A 17,278-nucleotide genomic window follows, 5' to 3' on the forward strand; every position below is an offset into this window, starting at 1 on the left:
TAACGAAATCATATATATTATGACGATGACAGGGACAGTACATGCTCAGAATTCTATATCAGCGAGTCGAGGATGGTGAAAGCTCGACATAGAATAGGTATGGAAAATCACCCTCGAGTTCTTAAATTGAAACCTTTAGTAAATTTAAGCGTTTTGTCACGTTACGACAACTCAGAGCGGACTTTTTTATAAAGTCAACCAGGGTGGTACCGCGGGAATAACAGCTTCTCGTCCCTTTATTAGGGATGAGGGGCTTTTTTATTTTGTCTCTAAGTACTGATTTTTAAAGTTTGAAAGGATGAAAACAGTGGAGTATAAAGACACGTTACTTATGCCAAAAACAGATTTTCCAATGAGAGGAAATCTTCCAAATCGTGAACCAGATATCCAAGCAAAATGGGAAGAAATCGATATCTATAAGCTAGTTCAAGAAAGAACAAAAAACAGACCTAAGTTTGTTCTTCATGATGGACCACCATATGCAAATGGAGACATCCATATGGGGCATGCGCTTAACAAGGTATTAAAGGACTTTATCGTTCGTTACAAATCTATGAGTGGCTTTAATGCACCTTACGTACCTGGTTGGGATACACACGGTCTTCCAATTGAGCAGAAGCTAACAAATGAAGGTGTGAACCGTAAAGAAATGACAGTAGCAGAGTTCAGAAGACTTTGTGAAAAATATGCGAAAGAGCAAATGGACATTCAACGTAAAGGCTTCAAACGTATTGGTGTACGTGGAGATTGGGAAAACCCTTATCTAACCCTAGACTCAGAGTATGAAGCACAACAAATTCGCGTATTTGGAGAAATGGCGAAAAAAGGCTATATCTATAAAGGTCTGAAGCCTGTATTCTGGTCCCCTTCTAGTGAATCAGCACTTGCAGAAGCAGAGATTGAATACCAAGACAAACGCTCACCATCTATTTATGTTGGTTTTAAAGTAAAAGATGGGAAGGATGTTCTAGAAGAAGGTACAGAAATCGTCATCTGGACAACAACTCCATGGACCATTCCTTCAAACTTAGCAATTGCCGTTCATCCTGAACTTTCTTATGTTGTAGTCGAGGAGAGCGGAAAACAATACGTTGTTGCTAAAGACCTGCTTGAAAATGTAACTCAAGCTGTAGAGTGGGAAGCACCAAAGGTTGTAAAAGAGGTTACAGGTAGCGACCTAGAACATATTCTTTGTCGCCATCCTTTCTATGATCGTGATTCGCTTGTAGTACTTGGTGACCACGTAACGACTGAATCCGGAACTGGTTGTGTTCATACAGCTCCAGGACACGGGGAAGATGACTTTTATGTAGGTCAGAAGTATGGTTTAGATGTACTTTGCCCAGTCGATGAAAAAGGGTACTTTACTAGTGAAGCACCTGGTTTTGAAGGTCTTTTTTATGATGAAGCAAATAAGCAAATTACTGAAAAGCTACAGGAAGTGGGTGCCTTACTAAAACTAACGTTTATTACGCACTCCTACCCGCATGATTGGAGAACGAAGAAACCAACGATTTTCAGAGCAACAGCTCAGTGGTTCGCTTCCATTGAACCATTGCGTGAAACGCTTTTAGATGAAATTCGTAACGTTAAGTGGGCAACACAGTGGGGCGAAACAAGACTTTATAACATGATCCGTGATCGCGGTGACTGGTGTATTTCTAGACAACGTGTTTGGGGCGTACCAATCCCAGTATTCTACGCTGAAAATGGAGACCCCATTATTACCGATGAAACAATTGAACATGTAGCGATCCTATTCCGTGAACACGGATCGAACATTTGGTTTGAAAAAGAAGCGAAAGAACTATTACCAGAAGGATTTACACATCCATCTAGTCCAAATGGTAAGTTCACAAAAGAACAGGATATCATGGACGTTTGGTTTGACTCTGGTTCTTCACACTATGCGGTATTAAAAACTCGTGAAGACCTTCAGCATCCAGCTGATATCTACCTTGAAGGTTCGGACCAATATCGTGGATGGTTTAACTCCAGTTTAATCACAAGTGTTGCGGTAACAGGTCATGCTCCTTATAAGTCTGTATTATCAAACGGATTTACAGTCGATGAAAAAGGAAGAAAGATGTCTAAATCAATTGGGAATGTCATTGTTCCTGAACAGGTTAATAAACAATACGGAGCAGATATCTTACGACTTTGGGTATCATCTGTTGACTACCGTTCTGATGTAAAAGTGTTTATGGAGAACTTCAAGCAAGTTTCGGAAGTGTACCGTAAAATCCGAAATACTTATCGCTTCATGCTTGGTAACCTAGCTGATTTCGATCCAACAAAAGATCGTGTGGCAGTTGAAGATATGAGTGAAGTGGACCAGTATATGTTGGTGAAGCTGAACAAGTTAATTCATTCAGTTCGTGATGCATACGAAAATTATGAATATGCAACCATCTATCATGCAGTAAACAACTATTGCACGCTAGATTTAAGTGCCTTCTATTTAGATTACGGAAAAGATATTCTTTATGTGGAAGGACCAACTACTCAAGCAAGAAGAGCTATGCAAACAGTTATTTATGATAACTTGCTTGCACTGACTAAGTTAATGGCACCCGTTTTAGTTCATACAACGGATGAAGTATGGGCATTCGTTCCAGGTGTTGAGGAAGCAAGTGTTCAATTAACGGATATGCCTGAAGCCGTCACAGTTCCAAATCAAGATCAACTAGAGAAAAAGTGGAATGCTTTCTTAGACTTAAGAGATGATGTTCTTAAAGCCTTAGAGGAAGCTAGAAACGCAAAAGTGATTGGTAAGTCATTGGCTGCTAGTGTAACTCTTTTTGTAACTAATGAAACGAAAGATTTATTGGCTTCATTAAATGAAGATCTAAAACAATTATTCATCGTTTCTGAAGTTGTTGTAAAAGATGCAAGCGAAGCTCCAGCTGAAGCGTTGAAACTTGATGTTGCTACTGTATTGGTTGAAAAAGCTGAAGGTGACACATGTGAGCGTTGCTGGAATGTAACAAAAGATGTGGGTACAGACCAAGAACACCCAAGTCTATGTGCGCGTTGTGCAACAGTGATAAAAGAACATTATTAAGCTGTAATAGAGGCTCCCTCCTATTAGAGGGGGTCTTTTTTTTGAGTTTAGTACCGGTTTTACAATTGAAAGTGAGAAATGGTCACTACTACTAAAAGAAAGTGCATTCAAAGCAAACGTATAGAGGATATTAACCATAAATTCCTCTTCCACAAAAAGTGTGCTAAAATCATTACATAGTCTGATTGGACGGAGGTCTGGAAGTTGTTTATCTATTACATAATCGCTTTACTTATGATTGTGGCTGACCAATGGACAAAATGGTTAATTTTAAAACATATGGAATTAGGTCAGAGCATAGTCGTTATGGAAGATTTTCTGTACATTACTTCACACCGTAATAAAGGGGCGGCTTGGGGAATCCTTCAAGGACAAATGTGGTTCTTCTACGTCATAACGGTTGTTGTTATTATCGGGATTGTTTATTACATGCAAAAATACGCAAAGGGCAAGATATTAGCAAGTGCTGCTCTTGCTTTAATGCTTGGTGGAGCAATCGGTAACTTTATTGATCGTGTCTACCGTAAAGAAGTGGTCGACTTTATTGATGTCTATATTTTCAGCTATGATTTTCCAATCTTTAACGTAGCAGACTCATGCCTTGTAGTGGGAGTTATTTTACTTATGATCTGGATGCTACTTGAGGAACGAATGGCAAAAAAGGAGAAAAAATTAAATGGAAACGATGGAATACAACATACAAAGCAATGATGCTGGACAGCGGATTGATAAAGTTTTAGCTTCATTTGATGATGATTGGTCCAGAAGTCAAATTCAATCATGGATCAAGGATGGATCTGTGAAGGTAAATGGAGAAACGGTTAAAACAAATTACAAGGTTTCAGAAGGAGACGAAGTCGTCATCACTGTACCGGAGCCAGAGGAATTAGATGCCGTTCCTGAACCAATGGACTTAGATATCTATTATGAAGATCAAGATGTTATTGTGGTCAATAAGCCAAGAGGAATGGTTGTTCACCCAGCACCTGGTCATCCTGGAGGAACACTAGTAAACGGCCTTTTGTACCATTGTAAAGACCTATCAGGCATCAATGGTGTGTTAAGACCAGGAATCGTTCATAGAATTGATATGGACACATCTGGTTTACTAATGGTCGCTAAAAATGACATGGCTCATGAAAAGTTAGTGAAACAACTTCAGGAAAAAACAGTGACAAGAAAGTATGTTGCCATTGTGCATGGTGTAATTCCGCATGATGTAGGAACTATAGATGCACCGCTTGGAAGAGATCCAAAAGACCGTCAACGAATGACTGTTGTTGATAATGGTAGACATGCTGTTACACATTTTAAAGTATTAGAGAGATTTACGGATTATACATTTGTTGAGTGTATATTAGAAACAGGAAGAACTCATCAAATTCGCGTTCATATGAAATACATTGGGTATCCACTAGCTGGAGATCCCAAATACGGACCTAGAAAGACGTTGGACATTGACGGCCAAGCACTTCATGCTCAAGTATTAGGCTTTATCCATCCACGTACGGAAGAATACTTGGAGTTTAAAGCACCTATGCCTGAAGAATTAACAAGGTTGTTAGAATTCTTGCGAAAAAGTAATTGACAAATTTCGCGATTACCTCTATTCTAGTAATAGTTAAGAAAGACCTTTAAAGACAGTCCCGTGAGGCTGAGAAGGTAACGGATAAGGATATAACTGTGCATTAGGTGCAGTGTATCTTAAACAGGTCTATCCAAACCTCTCACGTCTCAAGTGAGAGGTTTTTTTGTTACCAAGATGATAAGAAAAAGGGGGTACATTCATTGGAGAAAGCACAAGTAATGGACGCACAAGCGATGAAAAGAGCTTTAACGCGAATTGCCCACGAAATTATTGAGAAAAACAAAGGAATTGAAGATTGTGTCTTAGTTGGCATTAAAACAAGAGGGATTTACTTAGCAAATCGGCTTGCCAAAAGGATTGAAGAGATTGAAGGAAAGTCCATTCCGGTTGGAGAGCTAGACATCACTCTTTACAGAGATGACCTAACCGAGAAAACCAATAATCAAGAACCTTTAGTTAAAGGGTCTGACATTCCGGTTAATATACACCAAAAGAAAGTCATTGTCATTGACGATGTGCTATATACGGGTCGAACCGTAAGAGCTGCTTTAGGTGCACTCGTTGATTTAGGGAGACCAACCATGATTCAGTTGGCTGTCCTTGTTGATCGGGGACACCGAGAACTACCCATACGCGCTGACTATGTAGGTAAAAATGTACCGACATCCAAAACGGAAAAAATCGTTGTACAGCTTGATGAGGTAGACCAAGTAGATGGAGTTACTATTTTTGAAAAGTGATATATAGTTCCCTTTTAAATGTGGTCCTGTGAGGCTGCCAAAGGGAGTACGTGGTTCAGATTAGGCTGATTTTATCCTAATATGAATTCGTTCTTCGTACCCTCTTTGTGCCCTAATGGTCATAAAGAGGTTTTTTTATGGGGACTTTAATAAAAAAATAAAAACGAGGAAGAGGAGATTTTATATGAACAACAATCAAAAACCAGTTCTAGACGTACGAGAAGTCCCAAAAGTGAATCAATGGATTATCTTAAGTATTCAGCACTTATTCGCCATGTTTGGCGCAACTATATTAGTACCAATGCTAGTAGGGTTAGACCCTGCAGTAGCCTTGATTTCAAGTGGTCTTGGAACACTAGCTTATCTTTTAATCACAAGAGGTAGAATTCCGGCGTATCTTGGCTCGTCGTTTGCGTTTATTGCACCTATCATTTCAGCCAAGACCTTAGAAGGTCCAGAAGCTGTTATGTTTGGATGTTTTGTAGCAGGTTTGGTCTACGGAGTTGTTTCTCTTCTGATTAGATGGCTTGGAGTTAACTGGTTGTTCAATGTCCTGCCACCAATTGTAGTGGGTCCAGTCATTATGGTTATCGGTTTAGGGTTAGCACCAACAGCAGTAGGAATGGCAATGAATGATGCAGATGGAAATTATAGCTTAACTCATATTCAAGTAGCACTTATCACATTAGCAATTACGATTATAGCTGCCATCTTCTTTAGAGGATTCTTCAAACTAATTCCAGTTTTAATCGGTGTAGTCGGAGGATACATTACAGCTTATTTCTATGGGTTGGTTAATTTACAACCAATTATGGATGCAAAATGGTTTCAGCTACCAGAATTACTTATACCGTATGTAACTTACACACCAACCTTCTCATGGACAGTAGTAGGACTTATCGCACCAGTAGCCTTTGTAACACTAGCAGAGCATACAGGTCATCAAATGGTATTAAGTAAAGTAGTAGGACGGAATTTTATTAAGAAGCCTGGTCTTCACCGTTCCATAATGGGTGACGGGGTCGCAACCATGATTGCTAGTTTAGTAGGTGGACCACCAAACACAACTTACGGGGAAAACATTGGAGTTTTAGCCATTACGAGAGTGTTTAGTGTATTCATTATCGGTGGAGCGGCAGTAACAGCCATTATGTTCGGAATGATTGGGAAAGTTTCTGCAGTGATTGCCTCAATCCCTACAGCAGTAATGGGTGGAGTATCCATCTTACTATTCGGTATCATCGCATCAAGTGGACTTCGCATGATGGTAGACAATAAAGTGGATCTTAGCCAACAAAGAAACTTGATTATCCCTTCCGTTATCTTAGTAATCGGAATTGGTGGAGCGTATATCCAACTTGAAAACTTTACGATTTCTGCAATGGCGTTGGCAGCTCTATCCGGAATTCTATTAAACCAGATTCTTCCTGGTAAAACAAAAGTAGATATTGACGAAATGTTTGATGCTGATACTGAAGATCAAACAGATGAAACTGAAAAACTAAAAGCTGTATAAGATAAACCTTTTAATGTAAGTCCAGAGAGGCTTCAAAAGGTGACCTGATGAGGAGGTATCCTCGTGATTGGATGGGATTGCTCTAGAGCTGGTTTTAGGGCATTCTTCATACCAGTCTGTTTTCTCGCAGCCAAATGAGAAAGCACCAACACCTTGAGTCTCAAGCTCAAGGTGTTTTTTTTGTAAAAAATGAAGGTGAGAGGGGAGCAGTACATGAGACACATCGTTTCAATGGAAGATTTCTCAACAAGAGAGATTCATGACATTCTATCCATGGCTAAAGCATTTGAAGAACAGAGATATCTTACACAAAACAATCAGGTTCTTGTCTCCAATCTATTTTTTGAAGCGAGCACACGAACGAAACTTAGCTTCGAAGTTGCTCAGAGAAAGCTTCAACTACAAGTGATCCCTTTTGAAGTAAGTACCTCAAGCGTACAGAAAGGGGAGACTTTGTATGACACGGTAAAAACTCTTGAAGCCATCGGGTGCAACATGCTTGTGATTAGACATCCGGAAAATGACTTTTATAAGACTTTACTAGATCATGTTGAGATTCCCATTATTAACGCTGGAGATGGAAGTGGGCAGCACCCCTCTCAATGTTTACTAGATTTATACACCATCCAAAAAGAGTTTGGTAGGTTTGTAGGATTAAAAGTCATGATCTGTGGTGACCTGAAGCATAGTAGGGTAGCTCGATCCAATGCAAAGGCACTTTCAATGTTGGGTGCAGAAGTTTACTTTTCCAGTCCAGACGAGTGGAAAGATGAAAACTTATTAGGCTTTGGAAAATATGTGAGTGTGGATGAAGCGATTGAAGAGGTGGATGTCGTCATGATGCTACGTGTTCAGCTCGAAAGACATGCAGCCCATTACAGTCTTGAGACATATCACGATCAATATGGACTAACAGTTGATAGAGCTAAAAAAATGAAGCCAGACAGTATCATCATGCATCCGGCACCGGTAAATCGTGGTGTAGAAATTTCAGATGAATTAGTAGAAGCACCACAATCTAGAATTTTTGAGCAAATGAAAAATGGTGTGTTTGTTCGAATGGCTATGATGGAAACATTACTACAAAAATGGGGGAGAAATCGATATGAAAACATTGTTCAAGAACGTCAAATGGTTTGATGGAGAAGAAATGGTAAGTGGAGATATCTTTGTTCAAGATGGAAAAATTAGCGGAATGGGACAGTTAGAAATCGATTCTGCTGAGATCATTGATGGACGTGGAAAATTTGTTTTCCCTGGTTTTGTAGATTTACATGTACATCTTCGTGAGCCTGGTGGTGAACATAAAGAAACGATTGAAACAGGTACAAAGGCTGCAGCACGCGGTGGTTTTACAACGATTGCACCAATGCCAAACACAAGACCTGTTCCAGACACAGTTGAGCATGTTGAACAGCTTCTGAAACGAATTGAAGAAACTGCGGAAGTAAGAGTTCTCCCTTATGCTTCCATCACAATTCGGGAAGCCGGTAAGGAACTCGTAGACTTTGCTTCGCTGAACTATAAAGAAATTTTAGGATTTACAGACGATGGAGTTGGAATTCAATCTGCAGGTATGATGCTAGAAGCTATGAAAAAAGCTGCAAGTATTGGAAAGCCAGTCATCGCACATTGTGAAGAAAATACGTTAATCAATAGTGGTGCCATCCATGAAGGGAAGAAATCTGAAGAGCTTGGCATTAACGGAATTCCTTCAGTCTGTGAATCGGTGCATATTGCTAGAGATGTACTGCTGGCTGAAGCGGCAAACTGTCATTATCACGTCTGCCATGTCAGTACAAAAGAATCAGTTCGTGTGATTCGAGATGCCAAAAGAGCGGGAATTCGTGTAACGGCGGAAGTAACCCCTCATCACCTTTTAATGACGGAAGAAGATATAAAAGAACCACTTGCAACTTATAAAATGAATCCCCCACTTCGCTCAACGGAAGATAGAGAGGCACTCATTGAAGGGTTGCTAGATGGAACGATTGATTTTATTGCAACGGATCATGCTCCACACACACTAGAAGAAAAAGAGGCTGGAATTGAGAAAGCGCCTTTTGGAATTGTTGGATTGGAAACAGCATTTCCACTGCTATATACACATTTTGTAGAAACGGGAAGATTCACATTAAAACAATTAGTAGATTGGTTAACGGTTCGACCTTCTGAAGCTTTTTCACTACCATTTGGTCACCTAGAAGTTGGGAAAGAAGCTGACCTTGTGTTAGTAGATGTGTCTAAAGAACAACAAATTGACCCTAATGAATTTTTATCTAAAGGCAAAAACACACCGTTTGCAGGCTGGGAATGCAAAGGATGGCCAGTCTTAACGATGGTGAATGGAAAAATCGTCTATCAAGAGCAGGGGGTTACAGCATGAAGAAAAAGCTAGTTTTAGAAAATGGAATGGTTTTACACGGAGAAGGCTTTGGTTTTAATACAGAATCCTTTGGTGAAGTAGTGTTCCAAACGGGGATGACTGGTTATCAAGAGGTACTGACGGATCCATCTTACTATGGACAGATGGTAGTCATGACGTATCCACTAATTGGAAACTATGGGTTAAATCGAGAGGATATGGAATCTTTCAAACCACATATCCAAGCTTTAATCGTAAAAGAAAGTTGCGATCGCCCTTCTCATTGGCAAGAGAAATGGAGTATTGATGAATTTTTAAAAATGCATCAAATTCCTGGCTTAAAGGGGATTGATACAAGAATGCTGACAAAAATCATTCGTGAACATGGTTCATTAAGAGGGGCTATCGTGAATGAAGAGCAGGATGAAAAAGAGGTAGTGACTAGCTTACTAGAGCGTAGTTGGCCGACTGATCAGGTGGCACAGGTGTCAACGAAAACTCCATACCCAAGTCCAGGAAGAGGAAAACGAGTGGTGGTTGTTGACTTTGGAATGAAGCATGGGATATTACGTGAACTGAATCAGCGTGACGCGAATGTGTTAGTGGTTCCACACACAATCACCAGCGAGGAACTATTGACCCTAGCTCCAGATGGAGTGGTTTTGTCTAACGGTCCAGGGAATCCTGAGGACGTTGGGCATGCAGTAGAGATGATTAAAGGGATTTTAGGTAAGCTTCCAATCTTCGGAATTTGCTTAGGACATCAGCTATTGTCTTTAGCTTGTGGAGCGAAAACATATAAATTGAAGTTCGGACACAGAGGTGCCAACCACCCTGTGAAAGATATCAAGCATGATAAGGTGTACATCACTTCGCAAAACCATGGGTATGCAGTGGACAAAGACTCATTAGAAGGAACGGATTTAGAAATGACACATGTTGCCATTAACGATGGCACAGTTGAAGGTGTAAGACACCGTAAGTATCCGGCTTTTTCGGTTCAATATCACCCAGAAGCATCGCCAGGTCCAGATGATTCTTCTTATTTGTTTGATGAGTGGATGGAGACGTTGGAGAAGAGTTTGGTGTAGGTGACTAGAGGGGCTTAGGTGGAGAACTAAGTTCCGAATTGAGAAGGTTGTGTTCTGAAATGTGGGCTCTAAGTTCTGAATATGCAATGCTTAGTTCTGAAAAATGGGGCTGAGTTCTGGAATGTAAACATTTAGTTCCGAAAAGATGGAGCTGAGTTCTGAATAGTGAGCTTTTAGTTCTGAATTAAGGTGGAAATTTCTGATAGCGGCCCCGGAATTTTCGATAGGGTTGCTAATTTTTCCGATAGAGCCGCAAAAGTTTCCGATAGCAACACATTAACTAAAAATGAAACGGGTCAATTAACATAAAACAACGCACGAAATACGAGAGGAGCTTTCATATGCCAAGAAGAGATGATATACGTTCAATCATGGTAATTGGGTCTGGTCCCATTGTGATCGGGCAAGCAGCTGAATTTGATTACGCGGGGACACAAGCTTGCCTTGCGCTAAAAGAAGAAGGATATCGAGTGATTCTAGTAAACTCAAATCCTGCAACGATTATGACAGATCCTGAAATGGCTGACGTGGTGTATATGGAACCATTAACGCTTGAGTTTGTTTCGAGAATTATTCGAAAGGAACGTCCAGATGCATTACTTCCAACATTAGGTGGACAAACAGGACTTAATTTAGCTGTTGAGCTGGACCGCTCTGGAATTTTAGAAGAGTGTAATGTCGAATTGATTGGAACAAAGCTTTCTTCTATTCAGCAAGCAGAAGACCGTGAACTTTTCCGTTCCTTAATGGATGAGTTAGGTCAGCCAGTACCAGAAAGTACAATTGCTCACACTTTAGAGGATGCCCTTGATTTCGTAGAACAGATTGGATATCCAGTAATCGTACGTCCTGCCTATACATTAGGAGGAACAGGTGGAGGAATTTGTGACCATGAAGCATCTTTAAGAGAAATTGTAAAAAGTGGTCTGAAGGCAAGTCCCGTTGGGCAAGTTCTTCTTGAAAAGAGTATCGCAGGGATGAAGGAAATTGAGTATGAGGTTATGCGCGATCGGAAGGATCAAGCTATCGTTGTTTGTAATATGGAAAACGTTGATCCAGTCGGTATCCATACTGGAGATTCAATCGTTGTAGCGCCGAGCCAAACGTTATCTGACCAGGAATACCAAATGCTCCGACATGTATCTTTAAAAATCATACGTGCTTTAAAAATCGAAGGTGGCTGTAACGTACAGTTGGCTTTAGATCCACATAGCGCTCAGTACTATGTCATTGAGGTAAATCCACGAGTAAGTCGTTCATCTGCGCTCGCGTCAAAAGCAACGGGTTATCCGATAGCGAAACTAGCAGCTAAGTTAGCTGTGGGTTATTCACTAGATGAGCTTATTAACCCTGTAACCGGCAATACGTATGCCAGCTTCGAGCCAACGTTAGATTATGTGGTTACAAAGATTCCAAGGTGGCCGTTTGATAAATTTGAATCTGCCAAGCGTACGCTAGGGCCTCAAATGAAAGCAACGGGAGAGGTTATGGCGATTGGTCGAAACTTCGAGGAATCTATACTAAAAGCCGTTCGATCACTTGAACTTGGAACTTCCCATATTTTTATGCTGGAAGACGGGATTGACGATGAGCTCCTTGCGAAGAGAATACAAAAAGCAGGAGACGAGCGATTATTTTATGTGGCAGAAGCCCTAAGAAGAGGCGTGTCAGTGGAAACCATCCACGAGTGGAGTAAAATTGACTACTTTTTCTTATGGAAGTTTGAAAACATTATTACTCTAGAGAATGAGTTGAAAAAGCATCCAAACCATGAGCAACTTTTGAAAAAAGCTAAGGAATCAGGTTTTTCGGACTGGGCCATTGCAAAACTATGGAACCAATCCGAACGTGAAGTAGAGGCTTTTAGAAAGGGATTAAACCTTAAGCCAATCTATAAAATGGTGGATACTTGTGGGGCAGAGTTCGAAGCCCAAACACCTTATTTTTACAGTACGTATGAACAAGAAAATGAATCGATTCGAACTGAAAAAGAAAGTGTGGTTGTCATTGGTAGCGGTCCAATTCGAATCGGGCAAGGGGTTGAGTTTGACTACTCTACGGTCCATTCTGTTTGGGCGATTCAAGAGCAAGGCTATGAAGCAATTGTAATCAATAACAACCCAGAAACGGTATCAACGGATTATTCCATGAGTGACAGACTTTATTTTGAACCATTAACAATTGAAGATGTCATGCACGTGATTGAACTAGAAAAACCGATTGGCGTCATCGTCCAATTTGGTGGGCAAACGGCAATCAATCTTGCTGAAGGATTGGCTAAGCGTGGAGTCAAAATATTGGGGACTAGTTTAGATAGTATCGACTTAGCTGAAGACCGCAAAAGGTTTGAAAGATTACTAGATCAATTAGCCATTGCAAAGCCAGAAGGAACGACTGTTTTTACAACAGAAGAGGCCATTGCAACTGCCAACTCCATCGGCTACCCAGTGTTAGTTCGACCATCCTACGTTTTAGGTGGAAGAGCCATGGAGATTGTGTATAGCGAGAATGAACTTGGGGCTTATATGGAGAATGCAGTTAAGGTTAACCGTGAGCATCCAGTCCTCATTGACCGCTATATTACAGGTAAAGAAATCGAAGTAGATGCAATCTCTGATGGAGAAAAAATTATAATACCAGGAATTATGGAACATATTGAAAGAGCAGGCGTTCACTCTGGTGATTCCATCGCGGTTTATCCACCGCAGAGTTTAACAGAATCACAGATTGAAAATGTGATCGAAAGTACACGGAAGCTGGCAAAAGGTTTGAACATTAAAGGTTTATTCAATATTCAATTCGTATTGGCAGACAATGAGTTATACGTAATCGAGGTAAACCCACGTTCTAGTCGGACACTTCCATTCCTTAGTAAAATAACAAACGTGCCAATGGCCAATATCGCTACTCAAATCATGCTAGGCGCAACTTTAGCGGATATTGGTATACATGAAGAGTATGTCCAGCCAATGGATGAAGTGTATGTGAAAGTACCGGTATTTTCATTCGCTAAGTTAAGAAGATTAGACATTACACTTGGACCTGAAATGAAGTCAACAGGAGAAGTAATGGGGAAAGATAAAACCTTAGAAAAAGCTCTATACAAAGGATTAATTTCAGCTGGATTTAAGATTCCAGAACACGGAAATGTCCTATTAACGGTAGCTGATAAAGATAAGGAAGATACGCTTCACTTGGCAAATCGCCTTCTACAGCTTGGCTTCCAGCTATTCGCTACAAAAGGAACTGCAGACTTGCTAGCTAGTGAAAATCTTCCGGTTAAAGAGGTTCAAAAAATTGGAGAAGATGGTCCTAATTTATTAGATGAAATTAGGCAAAATCAAGTGCAAATCGTGATCAATACGCTAACAAAAGGGAAACAACCTGAGAGAGATGGCTTCAGAATCCGTAGAGAGTCAGTCGAAAATGGAATACCATGCCTAACCTCATTAGATACAGCAGAAGCACTTATTCGGGTCATTGAATCCCTGACTTTCTCTACTGTGGGTCTGAAGAAAACAAATCCTAATTCAACAAAGGAGATTCACTATGCGCATTGAGGACATGACAATCATCGAACATGAAGAGATTGCTCAAAGCACTTATCGATTAGTGCTAGAGGGGGAACTCGTAACTGATATGACTGCACCTGGTCAGTTTGTTCATATCCAAGTTGGTGATCACTCGATGTTGTTGCGCAGACCGATAAGTATCTCAGAGTATTCTGTCGATCAAAAAAGATGCACACTCATTTACAGAGCTGGCGGGAGTGGAACCGGGACCCAATATCTTTCTCAAAAGCAAGTAGGAGAAAAAGTGAATGTTTTGGGACCTTTAGGGAATGGATTTACCCTACCGAGTGAAAAAAGTTCTATTTTAATCGTAGGCGGAGGAATTGGGGTTCCTCCGTTATACGAACTCTCTAAACAACTCGTTGAAAAAGGACATCAGGTTACACATGTATTTGGCTTCCAGAATAAAGAGAGTATTTTTTTAGAAGATGAATTTGCTAAATTGGGACCAACGTTTATTGCAACAAATGACGGTTCTCGTGGTCAAAAAGGCTTTGTGACTGATGTGATTGAAAAACTAGATTCCCAGTTTGATGATGTTTTTGCATGTGGTCCAACACCGATGTTGAAAGCTTTAAAAAATAGGTTTACGGATGACCGGTTGTGGATCTCTATGGAAGAGCGAATGGGATGTGGAGTCGGGGCTTGCTTCGCATGTATCGTCAAACAATCTAAGGATGACGGAAGTTACTACAAAGTGTGCTGTGATGGTCCTGTATTTTTAGCTAAGGAGGTATTAGTCTAATGTTAGATTTAAATCTTCCCGGCTTATCTCTTAAAAATCCCATTATGCCTGCATCGGGATGCTTTGGGTTTGGTCGTGAGTATAGTCGTTTTTATGATCTGAGTTTGTTAGGTGCCATCATGATTAAGGCAACAACACCTGAACCTCGCTTAGGAAATCCAACCCCTCGTGTGGCAGAAACGCCTAGCGGGATGTTAAATGCTATCGGACTTCAAAATCCAGGGTTAGAAAAGGTATCCTCTGAAGAACTTCCTTGGTTATCGCAATATGATGTCCCGATAATTGCGAATGTAGCGGGAGCCACGATGGATGATTACGTGAAGGTAGCTCGTGAGATTAGTACTGTTGAAAATGTAAAAGCTCTTGAACTTAATATTTCATGTCCGAATGTGAAGCATGGGGGAATTGCATTTGGTAGTGATCCGGTTATAGCAAACGAATTAACGAAAAAAGTGAAGGAAGTCTCGCAAGTACCTGTGTATGTGAAACTGTCTCCAAATGTTACAGATATCGTTTCGATGGCAAAGGCTGTGGAGCAAGCAGGGGCAGACGGGTTAAGTATGATCAATACTTTGTTAGGGATGAGACTTCACCCTACTACTGGAAAGCCTATTATTCAAAATGGTACCGGTGGTTTATCAGGGCCTGCCATTAAACCCGTAGCGATTCGAATGGTTTATGAAGTGAGTAAGCATGTGAACATTCCAATCATTGGTATGGGTGGAGTCCAGTCTACTGAGGACGTTATTGACTTTTTATCAGCAGGGGCAAGTGCGGTAGCTGTAGGAACGGCTAACTTCGTAAATCCTTTTATTTGTAAAAACATCATAGAAGAACTTCCAGGGAAACTAGAGGAGTTAGGATTTAGTCATGTTCAAGAATGCATTGGAAGGAGTCATAGAAATGACAAAGTCGCCTATCATCATAGCTCTTGATTTTCCTAATTTGGATGAAGTTCAATCGTTCCTAGGAAAGTTTAAGGGAGAGTCGCTTTTTGTAAAAGTAGGGATGGAGCTTTTTTATGCAGAAGGACCTAAAGTCGTTACTTATCTAAAAGAAGCTGGGCATTCTGTTTTTCTTGATTTAAAGCTACATGATATACCCAATACCGTCTACAGTGCCATGAAAAGGTTAGCTTCTCTCGGAGTGGACTTAATCAATGTTCATGCTTACGGTGGAACAGCTATGATGAGAGGAGCAATGGAAGGGTTGATAGAAGGAACTCCGTCAGGGAAATCTCGCCCTTTATGCATTGCAGTTACTCAATTAACGAGTACTTCAGAGGAGCAGCTCCATTTAGAAGGGTTCACTGATCTAGCTTTAGCGGACATGGTTGAAAAACAGGCGTTACTTGTAAAAGAGGCTGGTTTGGATGGGGTGGTTTGCTCTCCACTTGAAAGTAAGAGATTGAAAGAGGTTGTTGGTTCAGATTTTGTGACGGTAACACCGGGAATTAGACCAGCGGGTGCAGATATTGGAGATCAAAAAAGAATTGCCACCCCAGCCGATGCAAAGCGAAACCAGTCTTCATACATCGTAGTAGGTCGTCCGATTACGCGTGCTGAGAATCCGGTTTTAGCTTATGAACAGATTCAAAAAGAATGGGAGGAAACGATTCTATGAGCGGACAACTAGCAAAGAGTTTACTAGAAATTAAAGCGGTCCATTTGAGCCCAGAAGAACCATTTACGTGGGCTTCCGGAATTCAATCACCTATTTATTGTGATAATCGATTAACTCTATCATTTCCTGCAGTAAGAAAGGAAATTGCAAGATTATTAGCTGAAGAGATTCAATTAAGATTTCCAGAAGTGACGCATATTTCAGGAACGGCAACAGCAGGGATTCCTCATGCGGCTCTAGTAAGTGAAAAGCTAGACCTCCCGATGAGTTATGTTAGAGGCGAGGCAAAAGGTCATGGTCGTAAAAATCAGATTGAAGGTTTTATAAGAGAAGGCGATCAAGTTGTAGTTGTGGAGGATCTAATCTCTACGGGTAAAAGCGTAATAAAAGTTGTGGAAGCCCTCCGTGAGAATGGGTGTACAGTACTTGGGGTTATATCTATTTTTACTTATGGTTTAGAAAAAGGGTTAAAGCAGTTACAGGATGCTGGAATTGAATCTTATTCTCTATGTACGTATAGGGACTTAATTGAAACGGCAGTCGAAGTAGGGGCTGTACGGGAAGAGGATTTAGATATTTTAAGAGAATGGCAGAAAAACCCGGAAGAATGGAAGGTTGTTTTGAAGTAGAGATGTAGTGGTGCCACAGCTTATGACTGTGGTTTTTTATTTTATGGGAGGGCCGGTTGTTGGGGGCGGTCGCACTTAAATTCGATTTCCGCACATGAGGGTATCGGTTTTGCGGTTGTTGGGGTGGTGGCGGCCGCACTCAAATCTAATTTTTCGCACATAAATCATCAGTTTTGGCACTAAAACTCTATGTTTTCGCACTCAAAACGATATTCGCACTTAAATCACGATTTTCGCACTCAAAATGAGATTTTCGCACCCAAATCCCAGAAATCGCACTCAAATTCCATTTTCCGCACTAACCATCAGCCTCTCTATCAACACAAGCCGGTATTCCTTTTTAAA

The 17,278-nt window shown here is 40.7% G+C and carries 13 protein-coding genes and 1 other annotated feature; all 13 genes read left to right on the forward strand.

Going from position 1 to position 17,278, the window contains the following annotated elements:
• Window positions 1-16: 16 nt before the first annotated feature.
• Window positions 17-239: a binding site (T-box leader), on the forward strand.
• Window positions 240-307: 68 nt separating this feature from the next.
• Complete coding sequence (gene ileS, locus ABDZ91_RS11410; RefSeq protein WP_343799084.1) at window positions 308-3,064, forward strand: isoleucine--tRNA ligase; 2,757 nt, start codon at window positions 308-310, stop codon at window positions 3,062-3,064.
• Between the two features lie 204 nt (window positions 3,065-3,268).
• Window positions 3,269-3,775 carry a signal peptidase II gene (gene lspA / locus ABDZ91_RS11415; RefSeq protein WP_343799086.1) on the forward strand — a complete coding sequence of 169 codons (507 nt, stop codon included), beginning with the start codon at window positions 3,269-3,271 and terminating at the stop codon, window positions 3,773-3,775.
• A complete protein-coding gene (locus ABDZ91_RS11420; RefSeq protein ID WP_343799088.1) occupies window positions 3,741-4,652 on the forward strand; it encodes an RluA family pseudouridine synthase in 912 nt (303 codons plus the stop codon). Before lspA ends, ABDZ91_RS11420 begins: the two co-directional genes overlap by 35 nt.
• 200 nt (window positions 4,653-4,852) lie before the next feature.
• Entirely contained in the window at window positions 4,853-5,392 is a 540-nt protein-coding gene (pyrR, locus tag ABDZ91_RS11425) for a bifunctional pyr operon transcriptional regulator/uracil phosphoribosyltransferase PyrR (RefSeq protein WP_343799090.1), read from the forward strand.
• Window positions 5,393-5,576: 184 nt separating this feature from the next.
• Window positions 5,577-6,908: a uracil-xanthine permease family protein gene (locus ABDZ91_RS11430; protein ID WP_343799092.1), complete on the forward strand. Its 1,332-nt coding sequence runs from the start codon at window positions 5,577-5,579 to the stop codon at window positions 6,906-6,908.
• A gap of 213 nt (window positions 6,909-7,121) precedes the next feature.
• The gene (locus tag ABDZ91_RS11435) at window positions 7,122-8,048 is read left to right on the forward strand and encodes an aspartate carbamoyltransferase catalytic subunit (RefSeq protein ID WP_343799094.1); all 927 of its coding nucleotides are present in this window, start codon (window positions 7,122-7,124) and stop codon (window positions 8,046-8,048) included.
• The gene (locus ABDZ91_RS11440; RefSeq protein ID WP_343799096.1) at window positions 8,014-9,294 is read left to right on the forward strand and encodes a dihydroorotase; all 1,281 of its coding nucleotides are present in this window, start codon (window positions 8,014-8,016) and stop codon (window positions 9,292-9,294) included. Before ABDZ91_RS11435 ends, ABDZ91_RS11440 begins: the two co-directional genes overlap by 35 nt.
• Window positions 9,291-10,364 (forward strand): glutamine-hydrolyzing carbamoyl-phosphate synthase small subunit, encoded by a 1,074-nt coding sequence (gene carA, locus ABDZ91_RS11445; protein ID WP_343799098.1) that lies wholly within the window; start codon window positions 9,291-9,293, stop codon window positions 10,362-10,364. Before ABDZ91_RS11440 ends, carA begins: the two co-directional genes overlap by 4 nt.
• 341 nt (window positions 10,365-10,705) lie before the next feature.
• Entirely contained in the window at window positions 10,706-13,924 is a 3,219-nt protein-coding gene (carB, locus tag ABDZ91_RS11450) for a carbamoyl-phosphate synthase large subunit (RefSeq protein ID WP_343799100.1), read from the forward strand.
• Complete coding sequence (locus tag ABDZ91_RS11455; protein ID WP_343799102.1) at window positions 13,914-14,681, forward strand: dihydroorotate dehydrogenase electron transfer subunit; 768 nt, start codon at window positions 13,914-13,916, stop codon at window positions 14,679-14,681. The genes carB and ABDZ91_RS11455 overlap by 11 nt, the downstream gene beginning before the upstream one ends.
• Window positions 14,681-15,616, forward strand: coding sequence for a dihydroorotate dehydrogenase (locus ABDZ91_RS11460; protein ID WP_343799104.1), 936 nt, complete (start codon window positions 14,681-14,683; stop codon window positions 15,614-15,616). The genes ABDZ91_RS11455 and ABDZ91_RS11460 overlap by 1 nt, the downstream gene beginning before the upstream one ends.
• On the forward strand, window positions 15,585-16,304 hold the full coding sequence (gene pyrF, locus ABDZ91_RS11465) for an orotidine-5'-phosphate decarboxylase (protein ID WP_343799106.1): 720 nt from the start codon (window positions 15,585-15,587) through the stop codon (window positions 16,302-16,304). Before ABDZ91_RS11460 ends, pyrF begins: the two co-directional genes overlap by 32 nt.
• Complete coding sequence (gene pyrE / locus ABDZ91_RS11470) at window positions 16,301-16,933, forward strand: orotate phosphoribosyltransferase (RefSeq protein WP_343799108.1); 633 nt, start codon at window positions 16,301-16,303, stop codon at window positions 16,931-16,933. Before pyrF ends, pyrE begins: the two co-directional genes overlap by 4 nt.
• Window positions 16,934-17,278 lie beyond the last annotated feature (345 nt).

Source organism: Bacillus carboniphilus (assembly GCF_039522365.1).
Classification (GTDB): domain Bacteria; phylum Bacillota; class Bacilli; order Bacillales; family JC228; genus Bacillus_BF; species Bacillus_BF carboniphilus.